This window comes from Gordonia zhenghanii, assembly GCF_021738965.1.
Taxonomy (GTDB): domain Bacteria; phylum Actinomycetota; class Actinomycetes; order Mycobacteriales; family Mycobacteriaceae; genus Gordonia; species Gordonia zhenghanii.
Genome location: NZ_JAKKOQ010000008.1, coordinates 51,717 through 69,468 on the forward strand (window position 1 = coordinate 51,717; position 17,752 = coordinate 69,468).

The 17,752-nt window shown below is 66.3% G+C and carries 14 protein-coding genes and 1 tRNA gene; 3 read left to right on the top strand and 12 right to left on the bottom strand.

Translation table 11 applies throughout. The annotated features are described in order from the left end of the window. Window positions 1-2: 2 nt before the first annotated feature. A complete protein-coding gene (locus tag L5G32_RS10490; RefSeq protein WP_237010990.1) occupies window positions 3-890 on the bottom strand; it encodes an ABC transporter substrate-binding protein in 888 nt (295 codons plus the stop codon). Between the two features lie 132 nt (window positions 891-1,022). Between L5G32_RS10490 and L5G32_RS10495 the strand changes: the two genes are divergently transcribed. Next, a complete protein-coding gene (locus L5G32_RS10495) occupies window positions 1,023-1,931 on the top strand; it encodes a type IV toxin-antitoxin system AbiEi family antitoxin domain-containing protein (protein WP_237010991.1) in 909 nt (302 codons plus the stop codon). A 68-nt stretch (window positions 1,932-1,999) separates the two neighbouring features. Here L5G32_RS10495 and L5G32_RS10500 read toward each other — a convergent pair whose 3' ends face one another. The 4 genes from L5G32_RS10500 to L5G32_RS10515 all read right to left on the bottom strand — a co-directional run bounded on the left by L5G32_RS10500 (window position 2,000) and on the right by L5G32_RS10515 (window position 6,639). After that, a complete protein-coding gene (locus L5G32_RS10500) occupies window positions 2,000-3,061 on the bottom strand; it encodes an isocitrate/isopropylmalate dehydrogenase family protein (protein ID WP_237010992.1) in 1,062 nt (353 codons plus the stop codon). A gap of 28 nt (window positions 3,062-3,089) precedes the next feature. Next, on the bottom strand, window positions 3,090-5,846 hold the full coding sequence (gene polA, locus L5G32_RS10505) for a DNA polymerase I (protein ID WP_237011231.1): 2,757 nt from the start codon (window positions 5,844-5,846) through the stop codon (window positions 3,090-3,092). A gap of 81 nt (window positions 5,847-5,927) precedes the next feature. Then, window positions 5,928-6,524, bottom strand: a complete 597-nt coding sequence (locus L5G32_RS10510; RefSeq protein ID WP_237010993.1) for an ANTAR domain-containing response regulator — start codon at window positions 6,522-6,524, stop codon at window positions 5,928-5,930. Between the two features lie 33 nt (window positions 6,525-6,557). After that, a tRNA-Leu gene (locus L5G32_RS10515) sits at window positions 6,558-6,639 on the bottom strand. A gap of 306 nt (window positions 6,640-6,945) precedes the next feature. Here L5G32_RS10515 and L5G32_RS10520 point away from each other — a divergent pair. Beyond that, the gene (locus L5G32_RS10520; protein ID WP_237010994.1) at window positions 6,946-8,970 is read left to right on the top strand and encodes a CocE/NonD family hydrolase; all 2,025 of its coding nucleotides are present in this window, start codon (window positions 6,946-6,948) and stop codon (window positions 8,968-8,970) included. A 10-nt stretch (window positions 8,971-8,980) separates the two neighbouring features. After that, complete coding sequence (locus L5G32_RS10525) at window positions 8,981-9,697, top strand: copper homeostasis protein CutC (RefSeq protein ID WP_237010995.1); 717 nt, start codon at window positions 8,981-8,983, stop codon at window positions 9,695-9,697. Between the two features lie 73 nt (window positions 9,698-9,770). Here L5G32_RS10525 and L5G32_RS10530 read toward each other — a convergent pair whose 3' ends face one another. The 7 genes from L5G32_RS10530 to trpC all read right to left on the bottom strand — a co-directional run bounded on the left by L5G32_RS10530 (window position 9,771) and on the right by trpC (window position 17,750). Continuing rightward, window positions 9,771-10,250, bottom strand: a complete 480-nt coding sequence (locus L5G32_RS10530; RefSeq protein WP_237010996.1) for a hypothetical protein — start codon at window positions 10,248-10,250, stop codon at window positions 9,771-9,773. Between the two features lie 2 nt (window positions 10,251-10,252). Next, window positions 10,253-11,158 (bottom strand): acyl-CoA thioesterase, encoded by a 906-nt coding sequence (locus tag L5G32_RS10535; protein WP_372491682.1) that lies wholly within the window; start codon window positions 11,156-11,158, stop codon window positions 10,253-10,255. A gap of 84 nt (window positions 11,159-11,242) precedes the next feature. After that, entirely contained in the window at window positions 11,243-12,676 is a 1,434-nt protein-coding gene (gene pyk, locus L5G32_RS10540) for a pyruvate kinase (protein WP_237010997.1), read from the bottom strand. A gap of 89 nt (window positions 12,677-12,765) precedes the next feature. Next, entirely contained in the window at window positions 12,766-14,625 is a 1,860-nt protein-coding gene (gene lgt, locus L5G32_RS10545) for a prolipoprotein diacylglyceryl transferase (RefSeq protein ID WP_237010998.1), read from the bottom strand. 76 nt (window positions 14,626-14,701) lie between these two features. Beyond that, a complete protein-coding gene (trpA, locus tag L5G32_RS10550) occupies window positions 14,702-15,502 on the bottom strand; it encodes a tryptophan synthase subunit alpha (RefSeq protein ID WP_237010999.1) in 801 nt (266 codons plus the stop codon). Further along, entirely contained in the window at window positions 15,499-16,806 is a 1,308-nt protein-coding gene (trpB, locus tag L5G32_RS10555; protein ID WP_237011000.1) for a tryptophan synthase subunit beta, read from the bottom strand. Before trpB ends, trpA begins: the two co-directional genes overlap by 4 nt. A gap of 125 nt (window positions 16,807-16,931) precedes the next feature. Further along, window positions 16,932-17,750: an indole-3-glycerol phosphate synthase TrpC gene (trpC, locus tag L5G32_RS10560; protein WP_237011001.1), complete on the bottom strand. Its 819-nt coding sequence runs from the start codon at window positions 17,748-17,750 to the stop codon at window positions 16,932-16,934. Between the last annotated feature and the right edge of the window lie 2 nt (window positions 17,751-17,752).

Consider the following 17,752-nt stretch of genomic DNA (forward strand, 5'->3'; position numbering starts at 1 on the left):
AGTTACTCCTCGGCCCCGTTGATCTGCGCTGTCTCGATCATTCCCGCCTGCACACCCCAATGTTCGGAGATCTTCCGGTACTGCCCGTCGTCGATCAGGTACTGCACTGCCTGTTGGACCGCCGCCGCGAGCTCGGACCCCTTTTTGATCGGGAACCCGTACGGCGCGGAGTCGTAAGTCGGTCCGACCTGTTCGAGTTGGCCGTCGGTCTTCTTGATCGCATACGCGGTGACCGGCGAGTCCGCGGAGAACGCGTCGACCTGGCCGAGCAGTGCAGCGTTGACGGCCTGATCCTGCGTGTCGAATGCCACCTTGACGATCGGTTCCGCACCCCGCGCCACGCACGCCTCGCTCTTCGCCGGGACCTCATCGGTGTCCTCCGTCGTCGACACCTGCACCCCGACGCGCAGCCCGCAGGCATCGTCGGGATCGACATCGCGTCCCGGTTTGGCCGCCCACTGGATGCCCGCCGTGTAGTAGGTGACGAAGTCGACCTGCTCCTCACGCTCGAGCGAATCGGTGAACGACGACATGCCCATGTGATAGCTGCCCGCCTGCACCGACGGGATGATCTTGTCGAAGTCCGACTGGGTGTACACGACCTTCAACCCGAGGACGGCGCCGATCGCGTCGACGAGATCGACGTCGTAGCCGATGATGTCGCCGTTGCGGTCTTTGAACTCGTTCGGTTGATACGGCGGGTTGGTTCCTACCTTGAGCACACCGCCCGCGCGGATCGCCGAAGGCACGAGAGCCGCGATCGCAGGCTGCTCCTCGACGTGGATGTCGATCGGCTTGGTGTCGAGCGCCGACTCGTCGACCACACAGCCCGACAGCACCAGGACTGCACACGCAGTCACGGCGCCGAACAGGCGCGAGCGCATCCGCATGCCGGGCATCCTCTCGTCGGTCTGGACGCAACCGTTCTTCTCGACGAATGTGTTGGTCCGAAGAACGAGTATGGCGGAACCGGTGTTGGCGACGCGCCGACGGGTCCCTCAACGGAACCGCGCCGAACCGACGTGCGTCTAACCGATATGGGCGACTTCGGGGAGATCGCGGCATTCCTGGCAGCACACGACGGCGTCGTCGGCGTTGGGCAGGCGCACGCCTGCGGCCTCAGTGACGGCGACATCAGGGGCAGGCTCAAGCGTGGCGAATGGCTCGCTCTGGCCCGAGGCGTCTACCGGTCGGCGGCGCACCCGCTCACCGAAGCCGCGATGGTCCGCGCCGCCGTGCTCTCCTACCGTGGAGTCGCCGATCGGACGACGGCAGCCTGGTGGCACGGAATGCTACGAGACCTGCCGTTGCGCATCACCCTGTCGACGCCGCATCGTCGGACCGCACCGGACTGGCCGATCGACGTGCTCGCGACCCGCCGTCGATACCAGCACGAATCCGTCACCGATGTCCTCGATCTGCCGGTCACCCGCAAGCCGCTGACCGCACTCATGGCTGCGGTCGACCCGCCGTCGGGCGCCGCGTTCCTCGACCGAATGCTCCAGAAGCGGACGGTGACTCTCGACGGCCTCTATCGCGCGATCGACGACAATGCCGGACTGCAGGGCATGGTCGCCGCGCGCCGCCTCCTGGCCGTCGCGGCCTCCGACAGCGAGTCGGACGCGGAACGTCTGTTCACGCGTCTCCTCGACGACTGGAGCGTGGTCGGCTGGGTGCAGCAGTATCCGGTCGGCGGCTGGCGGCTCGACTTCGCATGGCCGGAACTGAAGGTCGGGGTCGAGATCTCCGGCTGGGCATTTCATCGGGACACGAAGCGACACGGAAACGACCTGGCCAAAGCCAATTGGCTCCAACGAAACGGGTGGAGTGAGCTGCAGTACAACTGGCACATGCTCAACGACACGCCCGCCCAGTGCATTCAGGAGGTCATCGATCGGCTCACCGCGCGTTCTGCCGCGGCTGACTGGTGATGCCGCAAGAAACTGTGCGGTTGACGTTCACCAGGAACGACGGCGTCACAATATCGTGCACGGAATCGTCAGAGAGCTGCTGTGACCGCAGCGGTGAACTCCGTCGTCGACGCGGAACCACCCAGATCGGCAGTCGCGAGCCCGTCGGCGAGAACATGCGCGACCGCGGCGTCGATCGCGTCAGCCGCCCGCAGCGCCGACGTGGACGCCGACTGTTCGCCGTGCCACCGCACGAGCATCGCGATCGACGAGATCGTCGCGACCGGGTTCGCGACGTCGCGGCCCGCGATGTCCGGGGCCGCCCCGTGGACGGCTTGAGCCATCGCTCGATCGGCAGACGAATTGAGGGACGGCGCGAGACCGAGTGACCCGGACAGTTCCGCCGCGAGATCCGAGAGGATGTCGCCGAACAGGTTCTCGGTCACGATCACGTCGAAGTCGCCCGCACGCCGCACCAGGAGTGCGGCCATCGCGTCGACGTGCTCGGTGTCTACCCGAACGTCCGGGTACCGTTCGCCCACCTGCAGGCAGACATCCCGGAACAGCCCAGTCGTCATCCGGAGGACATTGGCCTTATGGACGACGGTGACGTGGCCGCGCCGACGTCGGGCTGCTTCGAACGCTTCGATCGCAATCCGCTCGGTCGCCGCCCGCGTGATCAGCCCCACCGACAGAGCGACGTCGGGCGTCGGCATGAACTCACCGCTGCCGACCGCCATGTTGCGGTCCGCGTACAGGCCCTCGCTGTTCTCGCGGACGATCAGCACGTCGATGCCCGGAGTCGTGGCCCGAACGCCCGTCACGGCCCGAGCCGGACGTAAGTTCGCGAACAGATCGAACTGCTTGCGCATCACCGCGCCGGGCGCCGGATGCCGCAGGTCCGCCGGATACGACGCGCTGTCGTGCGGGCCGACGAGCCACAGATCGAAGTCGGCGAGGGCCTCGAGCGTGCTCCCAGGCACCGGCGCACCGTGCGAATCGATCGCGGTCGCGCCGAACGGCAGTCGTACCGTCTGCAGCCCGGTCCCCTGCCGTTCGAGTGCGCGCTCGGCCACCGACAATGCAGCAGGCACCACCTCGGGGCCGATGCCGTCACCGTCGAGCACGGCGATCCTCAACGGTTCAGTCACGAGTGCGTCTCCTTGGTGCGATTAGGCCTCAGTGGGCGGCGGCGTCCCACGTCCGGCCGACGCCGACGGAGACTTCCAGCGGGACCGAGAGGGAGATCGCGTCGCCCATCTCCTCGCGGACGAGGGCTTCGATGGCATCACGTTCGCCGGTCGCGATGTCGAGGACCAGCTCGTCGTGCACCTGCAGCAGCATGCGCGAACGGTGTCCCTCGGACGTGAGTCGGCGCTGAACGTTGATCATCGCGACCTTGATGATGTCGGCTGCAGTGCCCTGGATCGGCGCGTTGAGTGCCATCCGTTCGGCGGACTGGCGACGCTGGAAGTTGTCGGAGTTCAGATCCGGCAGGTAGCGGCGACGACCGAACAGGGTCGCCGTGTACTCGTTGCGCCGCGCCTGTACGACGACGTCGTGCAGGTAGTCACGCACTCCGCCGAACCGGTCGAAGTACCGCTCCATCTGCTCCTTGGCCTCTTCGCGACCGATGCCCAGCTGGGCAGCCAACCCGTACGCGCTCAGCCCGTAAGCGAGTCCGTACGACATAGCCTTGACCCGCGAACGCATCTGCGGATCCACTTGGTCGACGGGTACGCCGAACGCGCGGGACCCGACGAAGTTGTGCAGGTCTTCCCCCGACCGGAACGCCTCGATGAGCCCCTCGTCCTCGGACAGATGCGCCATGATCCGCATCTCGATCTGCGAGTAGTCGGCAGTCATCAGAGTCTCGAACTCGACCGACTCCGCTCCCGGCGCCACTGCAGATCGTGGCCCGCTCGCTCCCGCTCCCGGCGCCACTGCAGATCGTGGCCCGCTCGCTCCCGCTCCCGGCGCCACCACGAAACCACCGCGGATCTGGCGTCCCGCCTCGGTACGGACCGGAATGTTCTGCAGGTTCGGATCCGTCGAAGACAGTCGGCCGGTCGCGGCGACGGTCTGGTTGAACGTCGTGTGGATGCGGCCGTCGTCGGCGACGGACTTCAGCAGACCGTCGACCGTCACCTTCAGCCGTGTCGCGTCACGATGCTCCAGCAGGAACTTGAGGAACGGGTGCTCGGTCTTCTCATACAATCCGGCGAGCGCATCGGCGTCGGTCGTGTACCCGGTCTTGGTCTTCTTGGTCTTCGGCATCTCGAGCTTGTCGAAAAGGATCGTCTGGAGTTGCTTCGGCGACCCCAGGTTGACCTGCTCCCCGATCACTTCGTACGCCGATTCGGCCGCGTCGCGGACCCGTTGCGCGAACTCCGACTCCAGGTCGGAGAAGTGCGCCGTGTCGACGCCGATTCCCACTGCCTCGAGATCGGCGAGCACGAAGGTCAGCGGCAACTCCATCTCGGTGAGCAGCGCAGTCGAGTCGATCCGCTCCAATTCGGTGTCGAGCGCGTCGGCGAGCTCGGCGACGGCACGCGCCGACAGCATCAACGATTCGGCGGCTCGCGCCGAATCGGCGTCGTCGTCGAGCAACGACAACTGCCCACCGTCGTCGACGCCGTCGTCGGCTTTGAGCTCACGCCGGAGATAGCGCAGCGCGAGGTCGTCGAGATTGAAGGAACGCTGTCCGGGCCGCACCAGATACGCGGCGAGCGAGGTGTCGGACGTGACGCCGTCGATCCTCCAGCCACGTCCACGCAGCGCGTGGACCGCCCATTTCGCCTCGTGGACGGCCTTGGGCACCGATGCGTCAGCGAGCCAGTCGGCGAGTGCCGCATCATCCGCCGCCGACATGGCGACCGGGTCGATGAACGCGCCCGCACCGTCGGCGGCAGCGATCGCGAGGCCGTCGACGTCCGAGCCGACGACCACCTGCTTGGCGTCGACAGCGATGCCCGACCGCCCGGTCCGCGCATGCGCGTCCAGCCACTGCGCGACCTCGTCCGCGGCCAGCTGCGCACCGTTGATCTCGATGCCTTCATCGGCTTCGGGCTCGGTCGAGGTCAGGGTCGAGAACAGTCGGTCGCGCAGCACCTTGAACTCGAGATCGTCGAACAGGGCGTGGATGCGGTCGCGATCCCACGCGTGCAGCTTCAACTCGTCGGGGCCTGCGGGGAGGTCCATGTCGCGGATCATCTCGGTGAGAGTCCGGTTCATCTGCACCGACGCCAGGTTCGCGCGCAGTGAGTCGCCCGTCTTTCCCCGGATCTCGTCGACATGGTGGACGAGCTGCTCGAGCGAGCCGTACTCCACGATCCACTTAGTCGCCGTCTTATCGCCGACCCCGGGGATACCGGGGAGGTTGTCGCTCTTGTCTCCACGCAAGGCCGCGAAGTCGGGATACTGCTCGGGGGTGAGCCCGTACTTCTTCTCGACCTCTTCGGGGGTGAACCGCGTCAGAACCGACACGCCGGTCTTCGGGTACAGCACCGTGATGTTCTCGTTGACGAGTTGCAGCGAGTCGCGGTCGCCGGTCACCACCAGCACGCGATAGCCCGCCGCGTCGGCCTGGGTCGCGAGCGTCGCGATGATGTCGTCGGCCTCGTAGCCTTCTACGGCCATCACCGGAATGCCCATCGCCGCGAGCACGTCCTTGGTGACGTCCACCTGACCGCGGAACTCGTCGGGAGATTTGCTGCGCTGCGCCTTGTACTCGGGGAACATCTCGGCGCGGAACGTCTTACGCGACACGTCGAACGCGGCCGCGATGTGTGTCGGCTCCTCGTCCCGCAACAGGTTGATGAGCATCGACGTGAAGCCGTAGACGGCGTTGGTGTGTTGCCCGGTGTTGGTCGTGAAATTCTCCGGCGGCAGGGCGAAGTAGGCCCGATAGGCCAACGAATGCCCGTCGAGCAGCATGAGGGTCGGTCGGGTCTCGGTCTTCTTCGCTGCACTCACATCAGTGAGTCTAGGGCGTGGTTCCGACAGGCCGGTCGGCAGTCAGCCGAGGGTCTCGACGACGACCTGCGCGACGGCTTTCATCGTGACGCGACGGTCCATCGCGTTGCGTTGGATCCACCGGAACGCGTCGGGTTCGGTGAGTTCCTGCTTGGCCATGAGCAGACCTTTGGCCTGTTCGACGAGCTTGCGGGTCTCGAAGCGCTCGGACATGTCGGCGACTTCGGCTTCGAGGAGTTTGAGTTCGCGGTACCGACTCAGCGCCACTTCGATCGCGGGCACGAGATCAGCCTGGGTGAACGGCTTCACGAGGTACGCCATCGCTCCCGCGTCCCGAGCGCGCTCGACGAACTCGCGCTGGCTGAATGCGGTGAGCATGACGACGGGAGCGAGTCGCTTCGATGCGATCTCGCTCGCCGCGTCGATGCCGTCACGGACGGGCATCTTGACGTCCATGATCACGAGATCGGGTCGGAGTTCCTCGGTGAGCTCGACGGCCACCTGCCCGTTCGGCGCCTCTCCGACGACGTCGTAACCCTCTTCGCGGAGCATCTCGATGAGATCCATGCGGATGAGCGAATCGTCCTCGGCGACGACGACCCGGCTCGCTTGTCCGGTAGTCGCTGTGTCGTCTGCCATCGCGCTCTCATCCTCGTCTGTCACGGTGAAATGTGCCCCGGGCCGGACTCGAACCGGCACCCCTTTCGAGACCGCATTTTGAGTGCGGCGCGTCTGCCTATTTCGCCACCGGGGCTGGTGGATCAGTGCGAGGTGAAAGTGTACTCGGTGACGCCGACCCTGCTCCAACTCGGGTCGAATGCGTTGCCCGACAGACGGACAACGACTCTGGACCCGCAGCACCCCGCATCGAGCAGTTCGCGCGGACGCCGTCGGGATCAGGTCGGCACGAGACTCGACGGAGACGAAGATAACCCTTATTGTTACCTGAGAGTCAGATCACGAGCAGGTGACGACAGCACACTCCTGTATTCCGTCTGACCTTTCGGGGAAGGTTTCTGAACAGGTGATCGCACCATTGCGCCGGACAGTCCGGCATCTCATGATTGCTCTCGTCGCAGCGACGACCGTCGTAGCCGGGGTCGGACTCGTGCCCGCGACGTCGTCGGACGCGAACGCCGACGTGTACGGCGCGCTCGGAGCGAAGTTGACGCGCACCCACGACGGTCCGCAGAAGTACTCGGGCTACTCGGTGAAACCGGACGTGCCGATCCGTATGAGTGACGGAACTGTGCTGCGGTCCAATGTGATCCGACCGACGAACCGGTCGGGAAAGCCGGTGTCCGCCAAGCTTCCCACCATCGTCACGATGACGCCGTACACGAAGATGGTGTCGGCTCTCGCGTCCGAGGTGATGAACTACCCGGTCCTGGTCCCCCAGCTCATCGATCTGCTGAACGGGATCAACGCACGCGGAACCTTCCTGTCCGGCTACAACGAGTTGATAGGCGCCCTGCGCGGCGGTCTGGTCAACACGTTCGCCTACGACCCGAAATTGGTGAAGAGCGGCTACAACATCGTCGTCGTCGACGTCCGCGGCACCGGTTTCTCCCAGGGCACGTGGCAGGTGTTCGGCGAGCGTGAGCGCAAAGACACCGTCGAGGTGGTCGACTGGGCCAAGAAGCAGAGCTGGGGCAACGGGAAGGTCGGCATGTCCGGCGTCTCGTACTCGGCGATCAACCAGTTGCAGGCCGCGTCCGACGATCCGGGCGCACTCGACGCGATCTTCCCAGTGGTGCCCGGCGCCGACCTCATTCAGGACGTGATCGCTCCGGGCGGCGGCGTCGGATTCGGCTTCCTCGTTCCGTGGCTCACCCTGGTCAACACGACGAAGCTGATTCCGAACGTGGCCTCGATGCTCAACGGCACGTTCGACTGGAAGTGGCTCGCGGACCGGGTGAAAGATCCGCTCACGTTTTTCGACGTCATGATCGAGGCGCTGACCACGAAGTCCCCGAAATCGTTGCGCGGCACCACCCGGCAGCTCGTCACTCCGGGGTCGGACCGTCGAACGTCGTACTTCACCGACGTCTCGGCGATCACGACGCCCACGTTCAGCATCGGCGGCTGGAACGACCTGTTCACCAACAGCGAGGCGCGCCTGCTGACCGGGTTGAGCAAGCTTCCCGATGCGAAGAAGAAGCTGATCATGGACGACGGCTACCACATCACGTCCAGCTCGAACTTCGGGCAGAAGGGCTACCCGCCGCGCATCGACGTGCTCGCCCGCGCCTGGTACGACAAGTGGCTCAAGGGAATCGACAACGGCATCGACCGGTATTCGCCCGCGACCCTGGCCTCCGAACCGAATGGCTGGTTCGTCCAGGGGAAGACCTATCCGCTCCCCGGACACACCTACGAGCGCCAGTATCTGTCCGGTCGGTCGTCGGGCACTGCGCGCACACCTGTCGCAGGCGACGGCTCGCTCTCTGCGGCCCGGCCGGCGGCACGCGCCACCCGCCAGGTGAAGCCGGGACTCTCGACGCTGTGCAGCCGCGACGCCGCACAGTCCGCAACCGGAATCACCGCGATCTTCGACTTCTGCGGCAAGGACTCGCGCGTCTCCGAGGTCGCTGCCCAGACCTTCACCTCGGCCCCGGTGTCGGCGGCGACGAGCATCAGCGGCACCCCCGTGGTCCATCTGCGTCAACGACTCAACGCCACCGACGGCTACTGGCACGCGACGGTCAACGTCGTCTCGCCGGACGGACGGTCGACGACGGTGTCGATGGGCCAGCTGATGGTGTCGCTTCGTGCGATGGACAAAGAGCGGAGTTCGTACGCGCCGAACGGCGACCTGACCGACGCGATCCCGAAGCTGTCGATCTCGGACTATCACAAGGTGAAGCCCGGGCAGACTCTCGACGTCGACATCCCGATGACGGCGACTCAGGCCAAGTTGCGCCCCGGGGACCGACTCCGCGTGGACATCTACGCCTTCAACTTCCCGAAGGCCGTCCCGCTCGGTCCTGAACTGTGGTCGTCCCAGTTACGTCCGCAGTACATCGAGATCGATCCCGCGCACCCGAGTTGGGTCAACGTCCCGGTGTCGCGGCCCATCAAGTGACTCGTCTGAGATGACGGCTCTGGAGATCGCCGTCCAGGACCCCGCAGGCGCGGAGAACGCCCGCGCAGGCGGGGCCGACCGGGTCGAGTTGTGTTCGGCGCTGGGTGCGACAGGTGGCCTCACCCCGACACTCGCCTCTGTCGAGGCGACTGTCGCGACCGGAGTCGAGGTCCACGCACTGGTCCGAACACGGCCGGGTGGTTTCGTCTACACCGCAGGCGAGATCGCGGTGATGGCCGCGGACATCGTCCATCTGGTCTCCGCGGGCGCCGCAGGCGTCGTTGTCGGCGCGTTGCATGACGACGGCTCGATAGACCGGGGCGCGACGGCCGTTCTGATCGCCGCTGCGCGTCAGTCGGGCGATGTCCAGGTCACGTTCCATCGCGCGCTGGATGCGGCAGCGGACCCGGTCGACGCACTGCGGGTCCTCGGCGGTCTCGGTGTGGACCGAGTGCTGACCTCCGGTGGTGCGAGAACGGCGTATGAAGGACGCGCCGTGCTGTCAGCACTCGTCGCGGCCGACACCGGCGTCCAGGTGATGGCGGGCGGTGGCGTGCGTCCAGGCGACATCGGTGCGCTCGTCGCTCTCGGCGTCGACGCCGTCCATCTGTCGGCCAAGGCTCTGGTCGACGATCCTGGATCGTCCGGCCCGGGCGGTGGGTCCGCGGCCGGCCTCGAGACGACGGATCCGGCGCTCGTCGCTGCCGCTCGCCGAGCGCTCCGGTAGTCGGACGGGACCGCCCTATGCGAACAGGTAAGTGAGGGACCGCCCTATGCGAACAGGTAAGTGAGGGACCGCCTTATGCGAACAGGTAGCCGCCCTTGAGTGCGGCGGCGCCGACCACTTGGCGGTAGCTGTCACCGATGCGCACTACGTAGGCGTCGACCACCGGGAGATCGCGGATCTCGAACTCGGCGAGGCACGTGTCGCCGGTGAGGACGGCCAGGCGGGACAGGCGCGTGACGGCGAGCGGTTCGTCGCGCGGCGACGCGCCGCTTGTCGCGTCGAAGACCGCAACGCTGTCGCCGAACGCCACCGGGATCGATCCCGCGACGGCTCGCGTCCCGCAGTCGACGGCGACGCCGCCGACCGCCGTCATCGTCGACCGTTGGTGGAAGCCCTCGACCACCGCGAGTGTCCCGGCCACCAGCGCGGCGAGCACAACGACCACGCTCGCGATCCGGATCGGCCACTTGTAGCTTCGCTGCCAGCGTTTCGGTTTCACCGGCGGGCCGGGCGGCAGATGGAACCGGACGTCGGGAGCCTGGAAGTCGGACACGGTCACGAGCGCGGTGGGAAGTACTTGATCAATGCCTCTTGCACGACGGACGCAGCCAGCGCCCCGTCACGGGTGAAGACACGGCCGGACCCGATGCCGCGCGAACCGGCTGCCACCGGCGACTCGGTCGCGTACAGCAGCCACTCGTCGAATCGGAATTCACGGTGGAACCACATCGAATGGTTGACCGTGGCCGCGAACAGCCGGTCGAATCCCCAGGACAGCCCGTGCGTAGTGATGATCGAGTCCAGGACCGTCGTGTCCGACGAGTACGCGAGCGCGGCGACGTGCAGGAGCGGATCGTCGGGCATCGTGCCGTCGGTCTTCATCCACGCCCGGTTGTGATTGAGGTTCTCGCCGGTGCCCTTCAGTTTCCAGGCAGGCGCGTTGACGAACCGGATGTCGATCGGGTGGAGGGCGTTCACGAACGCCTCGACGGTCTCTTCGTACCCTTCGAAGTGCTCACTGATGGGCGGCAGACTCTCGGGGTACTCGACTTCGGGAATGTCCACGGCGTGTTCGAGGCCCGCCGCGTTGTTCTGGAATGCGACGAGCATCGTGAAGATCACTTCGTCGTCTTGAATCGCGGTGACCTGACGGTTGGCGAACGGTCTGCCGTCGCGGAACCGGTCGACGTGGTACTCGAGGGGCTTCGTCACATCACCGCCGCGGACGAAGTGCGCGTTCACTGCGTGGACCGGCGGGCTGCCCTTGACCAGGGTGCGGCCCGCGGCGACGATGCCCTGGCCGAGTAGTTGACCACCGAAGGTCCGCGAGTTGACCTGCTCGGGGTGGTGCCCGATGAACAGGTCGTCGTCGGCCCGTTCCAGGTCGAGCAGTGCAAGCAGGGTCTGCAGGTCGGCCGACTGCTCGGCCGCCAGGGAATCTCCAGCGGTGTCTGTACTCATAGGTCTCCACCATATGCGACGCGCGCCGCCCGGTGACCGGGCGGCGCGCGACGTCAGCGACAGCGAGGAGGAGCCGTGGCTGTGTCAGTGGTCCTGTTCGCCGATGCGGTGCACGTGCACGAAGTTGGTCGAACCGATCACCGACGCCGGAGCGCCTGCGACGATGACGACGGTGTCGCCTCGCTGCAGTCTGCCGTTGGCGGTGAGGACTTCGTCGACCTGGTCGATCATGGCGTCGGTGTTCTTCATGCGGGGCACGAGGACTGCGTCGGCACCCCAGCTGAGGGCGAGTTGGTTCCGGGTCGCCTCGGTCGCGGTGAACGCGAGCAGCGGAATCCGCGAGTGCAGTCGCGCGACGCGGCGCAGGGTGTCGCCGGACTCGGTGAACGTGATGATCGCGGCCGCGTTGAGTCGCTCGGCGATGTCGCGCGCGGCGTAGGTGACGATGCCGCGGCGGGTGCGCGGGACGTGCGTCAGCACGGGAACGTCTCGAGTTCCCTCTTCGACCGCCGTGACGATGCGCGACATGGTCTGCACCGTCTCATTCGGATATTTGCCGACTGACGTCTCGCCGGAGAGCATCACGGCGTCGGCGCCGTCGAGGACTGCGTTGGCGACGTCGGAGGCCTCCGCTCGGGTCGGACGAGAGTTCTCGATCATCGAATCGAGCATCTGCGTCGCGACGATGACCGGCTTGGCGTTCTCCCGCGCCATCTGGATGGCGCGCTTCTGCACGAGTGGCACCTGCTCGAGCGGCATCTCGACGCCCAGGTCACCGCGCGCGACCATGATCGCGTCGAATGCGAGGACGATCGCCTCGAGGTTGTCGATCGCCTCCGGCTTCTCGAGCTTCGCGATCACCGGCACCCGGTCGCCGACCCGATCCATCACCTCGTGGACGAGTTCGATGTCGGCGGGACTCCGGACGAACGAGAGCGCGACCAGGTCGACGCCGAGTTCGAGCGCGAACTCGAGGTCCGCGATGTCCTTCTCCGACATCGCGGGCACCGAGATGTTCATGCCCGGCATCGACAGGCCCTTGTTGTTGCTGACCGTGCCGCCTTCGGTGACCAGGCAGACCACGTCGTTGCCGTCGACGTGATCGACGGTCAGACCGACCTTGCCGTCGTCGACGAGAAGCCGGTCACCCGGTCGGGCGTCCTCGGCGAGGTGCGCGTATGTGGTCGACACGCGGTCGTGGTTGCCGATCACATCGTCGACGGTGATCCGGACCTGCTCGCCGTCGTTCCAGTCGACCGCACCGTTGGGACGACCGTTGTCCTCGAACTTGCCGAGACGGATCTTCGGGCCTTGAAGATCGGCGAGAACACCCACGGCCTGGCCGGTGTTCACACTCGCCGCGCGAACCGCCTCGTAGACACTGCGATGGTCGCTGTGCGCGCCATGGCTGAAATTCATACGGGCGACATTCATTCCGCACTCGACGAGTGCGGTGATCCCTTCTTCGGTGTTAGTAGCGGGTCCCAGAGTACAAACGATCTTGGTTCGACGAGTCACCGCACAAGGCTATCCGGCGCGCGCACACATTTCGAACCTACTGGCGGGTAAAACGTTTGGTTAACCTCGCGTTCGCCCGCGGATGCCAGTCAGTCGTCGTTCTCGCTGGACTTGTCGCGATCGCGCGACCGGATCTCCATGGCGCCGAGTTCGTGTCCCGACGTGTGTTCGACGACGGAGATCTCGTCGAAATCGAACCCCTCGAGGTTCGACACGACCGTGTATCCCGGCCCCGGCTCGCCCCCCGTGTCATCCGCATCGGTGGCGTCCGCATCGGTGGCGTCCGCGTCGGTGGCCTCGCCGTCGGCGCCATCGCCAGCAGGCGTCTCGGCGGTGTCGGGTTCCGCAGTGTCGGCTGTGTCCGCAGTGTCGGCTGCGTCGGATTCCGGTGCCACTGGCCCAGATTCCCCGAACTCAGGTCCGACAGGCTCCGTGTCGGCGATCCCCTGCTCAGACTCGTCGGACTCTGCAGCCTCAGGTTCTGCGGTCTCAGATTCCGCGGTCTCAGATTCCGCGGTCTCAGAGTCTGCGGTCTCAGGCGCCAAGTCTTCATCGTCACCGGTCCCGACGGCAGAGGCTGCGTCGTCGCCAAGCATCTCGCCGTCTGTGTCATGGTCGCCGGCGTCATGGCCATCGGTGTCATGGTCGTCGATCGCGTGGTCGTCGGTCTCGTCGGAGGTCTCCGGTTCCGATTCCGTCGGATCAGCGTCGTCGTCAGCGTCTGACGTCAACGCAGTCGCCCCGGCAATCGTCCCGACGCCTGCTGCCGCCGCCGCTACACCGGCGGAGGAGCCGGCGTCATTGTCGTTAGCGGACTCTTCATCGACTGGTGCTGCCCACTCGCTGTCTTCGTCCCCATCGTCCCGGTCGTCCCAGTCGTCCCCGTCGTCCCCGTCTTCCCCGTCTTCCCCGTCGTCGATGACCGCAAAGCCCTGGTCGTCGTCTTCCTCGTCGTCAGAGTCGTACTCGTCCTCGTCGTCAAACCCGCCTGCGTCGTACGCGTCGTCCTCGTCGTCGTCCAACTCGGCCGAGACGTAGCCGAGGTGCCCTTCGGCGGCGAGTTCTTCGGCTCGGTCGGGCCAGAACATCGACAAGCCCTTCTCACGCCCGCGGGGCGCCAGCATGACGTACAACGCGGCGCCGAGGAACACGAGAGCGGAGACCAGGACGTTGACGCGCAGGCCGAGGATGTGGGTGGCCTCGTCGCTGCGCATCATCTCGATGCCGAACCGTCCGACGCAGTAACCCGCGACGTACAGCGCGAACAGACGTCCGTGGCCGATCTGGAAACGCCGATCCACGAACACCAGCAGTGCGACGATGAGCAGATTCCAAATCAGCTCGTACAGAAACGTCGGGTGTGCCACTTCGAGCACGTTGCCGTTCGAGACACCGTCGATGACGGCGATGCCGCTGCGCCCGGTGTCGGGGTCGACGCGCTCGAACAGTTCCAGCCCCCACGGGACCGTCGTCGGTTCGCCGAACAGTTCCTGGTTGAAGTAGTTGCCCAGCCTGCCGATGGCCTGCGCCGCGAGGATTGCGGGCGCGATCGCGTCGCCGAACGGCGGGAGCTTGATCCGCTTCCAACGGCAGCCGATCCAGCCCCCGACGGCGCCGAACGCCACGGCGCCCCAGATGCCCAATCCGCCGTCCCACACTTGAAAGACGGCCGCGAGGCCTTTGCCGTCGTCGCCGAAGTATCGCCACCAGTCGGTGATGACGTGATAGATCCGGCCACCGATCAGACCGAACGGAACTGCGATCAGTGCGACGTCGAGGACGTCGCCCGGGCGGCCGCCTCGTGCCTGCCACCGTCGGTCGCTCCACCAGACGGCGACGACGATGCCGATGATGATGCACAGCGCGTACGCGCGGAGCGGGAAGGGGCCGAGATTCCACACGCCTTGCGGCGGGCTCGGTAGGTACGCGAGAACGTGTCCGGCAGTCACACGTGCCACAGTAGTGCACCGGGTGGGACCTTCGGCGAACGTGACCCCACGTCAGGTCGGACTCGAGCGCGGATAGTCAGGCGCCGGAGCGGCGGACGCCCTGCGCCAGGTCGTCCACCAGGGCAGCGACGGCTGGCTGTCCTTCGTCTGCGGCCGACACGATGGCCGAGCCGACGATCACACCGTCCGCGTACGCGCCGATCTCGGCAGCCTGGTCGCCGTTGCGGACGCCTAGCCCGACGCCGATCGGGATGTCCGAGTGCTCGCGGACGCGGGCGCACAGTTCCGGAGCCAGGTTCGACACCGACGATCGAGCGCCGGTCACGCCCATCGTCGACGCCGCATACACGAAACCGCGGCAAGCGTCGACAGTCGACGCGAGCCGCTCCGGAGTCGACGACGGAGCGACGAGATAGATCCGGTCCAGATCGTGGGCGTCGGACGCGGCGTGCCATGCGGCACCCTCCTCCGGGATCAGATCCGGCGTGATGACGCCGACACCGCCCGCAGCGGCCAGATCACGCGAGAACGCGTCGACGCCGTATCGGAGGATCAGGTTCCAGTAGCTCATCACGACCGGCGCGGCGCCCGCGGCGGCCACTGCCTCGGCCGCGGCGAACACGTCACGGACGCGAGTTCCGCCCGCGAGTGCGTGGACGGCCGCCTTGGCGATCGTCGGTCCGTCCATCACCGGGTCCGAATACGGGATGCCGATCTCGACGATGTCGCAGCCCGACGACACCATGGTGCGCAGTGTCTCCAACGACGTCGACAGGTCCGGATATCCGACCGGGAAGTACCCGATCAACGCACTGCGATTCTCTGCGCGGCACGCGGCGAAGGTGTCGCCGAGGCGGCTGCTCGTTGCGGTGTTCACTTGTCGCCCCCTGCGATAGCTGCTGCGTACTCGGTCTCCGACTGCGGTTTGCCGTACAACCCGAACCACGTCGCGGCGGTGTCCACGTCTTTGTCGCCACGACCGGACAGGTTGACGACGATGATCGCGCCCTCCCCCAGTTCCTGCCCCAACTTGAGGGCGCCAGCGACGGCGTGCGCGGACTCGATCGCCGGGATGATCCCTTCACGGCGGGACAGCAGCTTCAGCGCGTCCATCGCTTCGGTGTCGGTGATCGGGCGGTACTCGGCTCGTCCGATGTCCTTCAGGTACGCATGCTCGGGACCGACTCCCGGATAGTCCAGACCTGCGGAGATCGAATGCGACTCGACGGTCTGGCCGTCCTCGTCCTGCAACAGGTACGAGTAGGCGCCTTGGAACGCTCCGGGGGTGCCGCCGGTGAAGGTCGCGGCGTGCCGTCCGGTCTCGACGCCGTCGCCTGCCGCCTCGAAGCCGACGAGTCGGACGTCGGCGTCGTCGATGAACGGATGGAAGATGCCGATCGCATTCGACCCGCCGCCCACGCATGCGACGACTGCTTCCGGGAGCGCACCGGTCTTCTCCTGGACCTGACGCCGAGCCTCCATGCCGATGATCCGCTGGAAATCGCGGACGAGCATGGGAAACGGGTGCGGTCCGGCCGCTGTGCCGAAGCAGTAGTAGGTGGTGTCGGCGTTGGTCACCCAGTCGCGCAGCGCCTCGTTGATGGCGTCTTTCAAGGTCGCCGACCCGGACTCGACGGCGACGACCGTCGCACCCAGCAATTGCATGCGGGCGACGTTGAGCGCCTGGCGTTCGGTGTCGACACGTCCCATGTAGATCAGGCAGTCGAGGCCGAGGAGCGCACAGGCGGTTGCGGTCGCGACACCGTGCTGGCCCGCACCGGTCTCGGCGATGACCCGCTTCTTGCCCATCTTCTGCGCGAGGAGCGCTTGACCGAGCACGTTGTTGATCTTGTGCGAGCCGGTGTGGTTGAGGTCCTCGCGCTTGAGGAACAGTCGCGCGCCGCCCGCCAGCTCGCTCATCCGTTCGGCTTCGTACAACGGCGAGGGACGTCCCGCGTAGTCACGCTGGAGACGGTCGAGTTCGTCGAGGAACTCCCGATCGCTGCGCAGCTTCTCGTACGTGGCGGTGACCTCGTCGATCACCGCCATCAACGCTTCGGGGACGTGTCTGCCGCCGTAGACGCCCCAGTGGCCGCTCTCGTCGGGTCCGATCGGCGCGACGTTCGCGACGCCGTCACTGGCCTTGGGGAAGTCGGTCTGGTCGGTCACGGGTTCAATCATCCTCGTCTAAGTCGCGGAACGGCAATCGAATATCGGGTCAGCGACGCTGGTCGAGACAGCAACGCTCGTCGACCGCCGTCGAGACAGCAACGCTGGTCGAGCGGAGTCGAGGCCCACGGCGAACCTCAGCGGGACGGCTTCGGGCACGACGGATGCGCGCCGGCCGTCACCAGGTCGGATACCGCTACTCGCGGATCGCCGGAGGTCACGAGTCCTTCGCCGACCAGGACTGCGTCGGCTCCCGCACCGGCGTAAGCGAGCAGATCCGCAGTTCCGCGGACACCGGATTCGGCGACGCGCACGATGTCGGACGGCAGTCCTGGAACGATGCGCGAGAACACGTCACGGTCGACCTGCAGGGTCTTGAGGTCACGAGCGTTGACACCGACGACAGTGGCTCCGGCTTCGAGTGCACGGTCGGCTTCGGCCTCGGTGTGGACTTCGACGAGCGCCGTCATGCCGAGCGATTCGACACGGTCGAGCAACGACGCCAGGGCCTGTTGCTCGAGCGCTGCGACGATCAGCAGGACGACGTCCGCGCCGTGGGCACGAGCTTCGTGGATCTGGTATGGGCCGACGATGAAGTCCTTGCGGAGCACCGGGATGTCGACTGCGGCACGGACAGCGTCGAGATCGGCGAGCGATCCGTTGAACCGTCGTTCCTCGGTGAGCACGCTGATGACGCGCGCTCCCCCGTCTTCGTAGGCCTTCGCCAGTTCGGCCGGGTCGGCGATGTTGGAGAGCTGCCCTTTGGACGGACTCGATCGCTTGACTTCGGCGATGACCGCGATGTCCGGCTGCCGTAACGCGGCGGTGGCGTCGCGCGGCTCGGGAGCCTTCGCGGCGAGGGCCTTCACGGCGGCGAGATCGAGGACGGCTTCGCGCGCCGCGACGTCCGCCTTGACCCCGTCGATGATGGAATCGAGCACTGACTGTTCGCTCACTA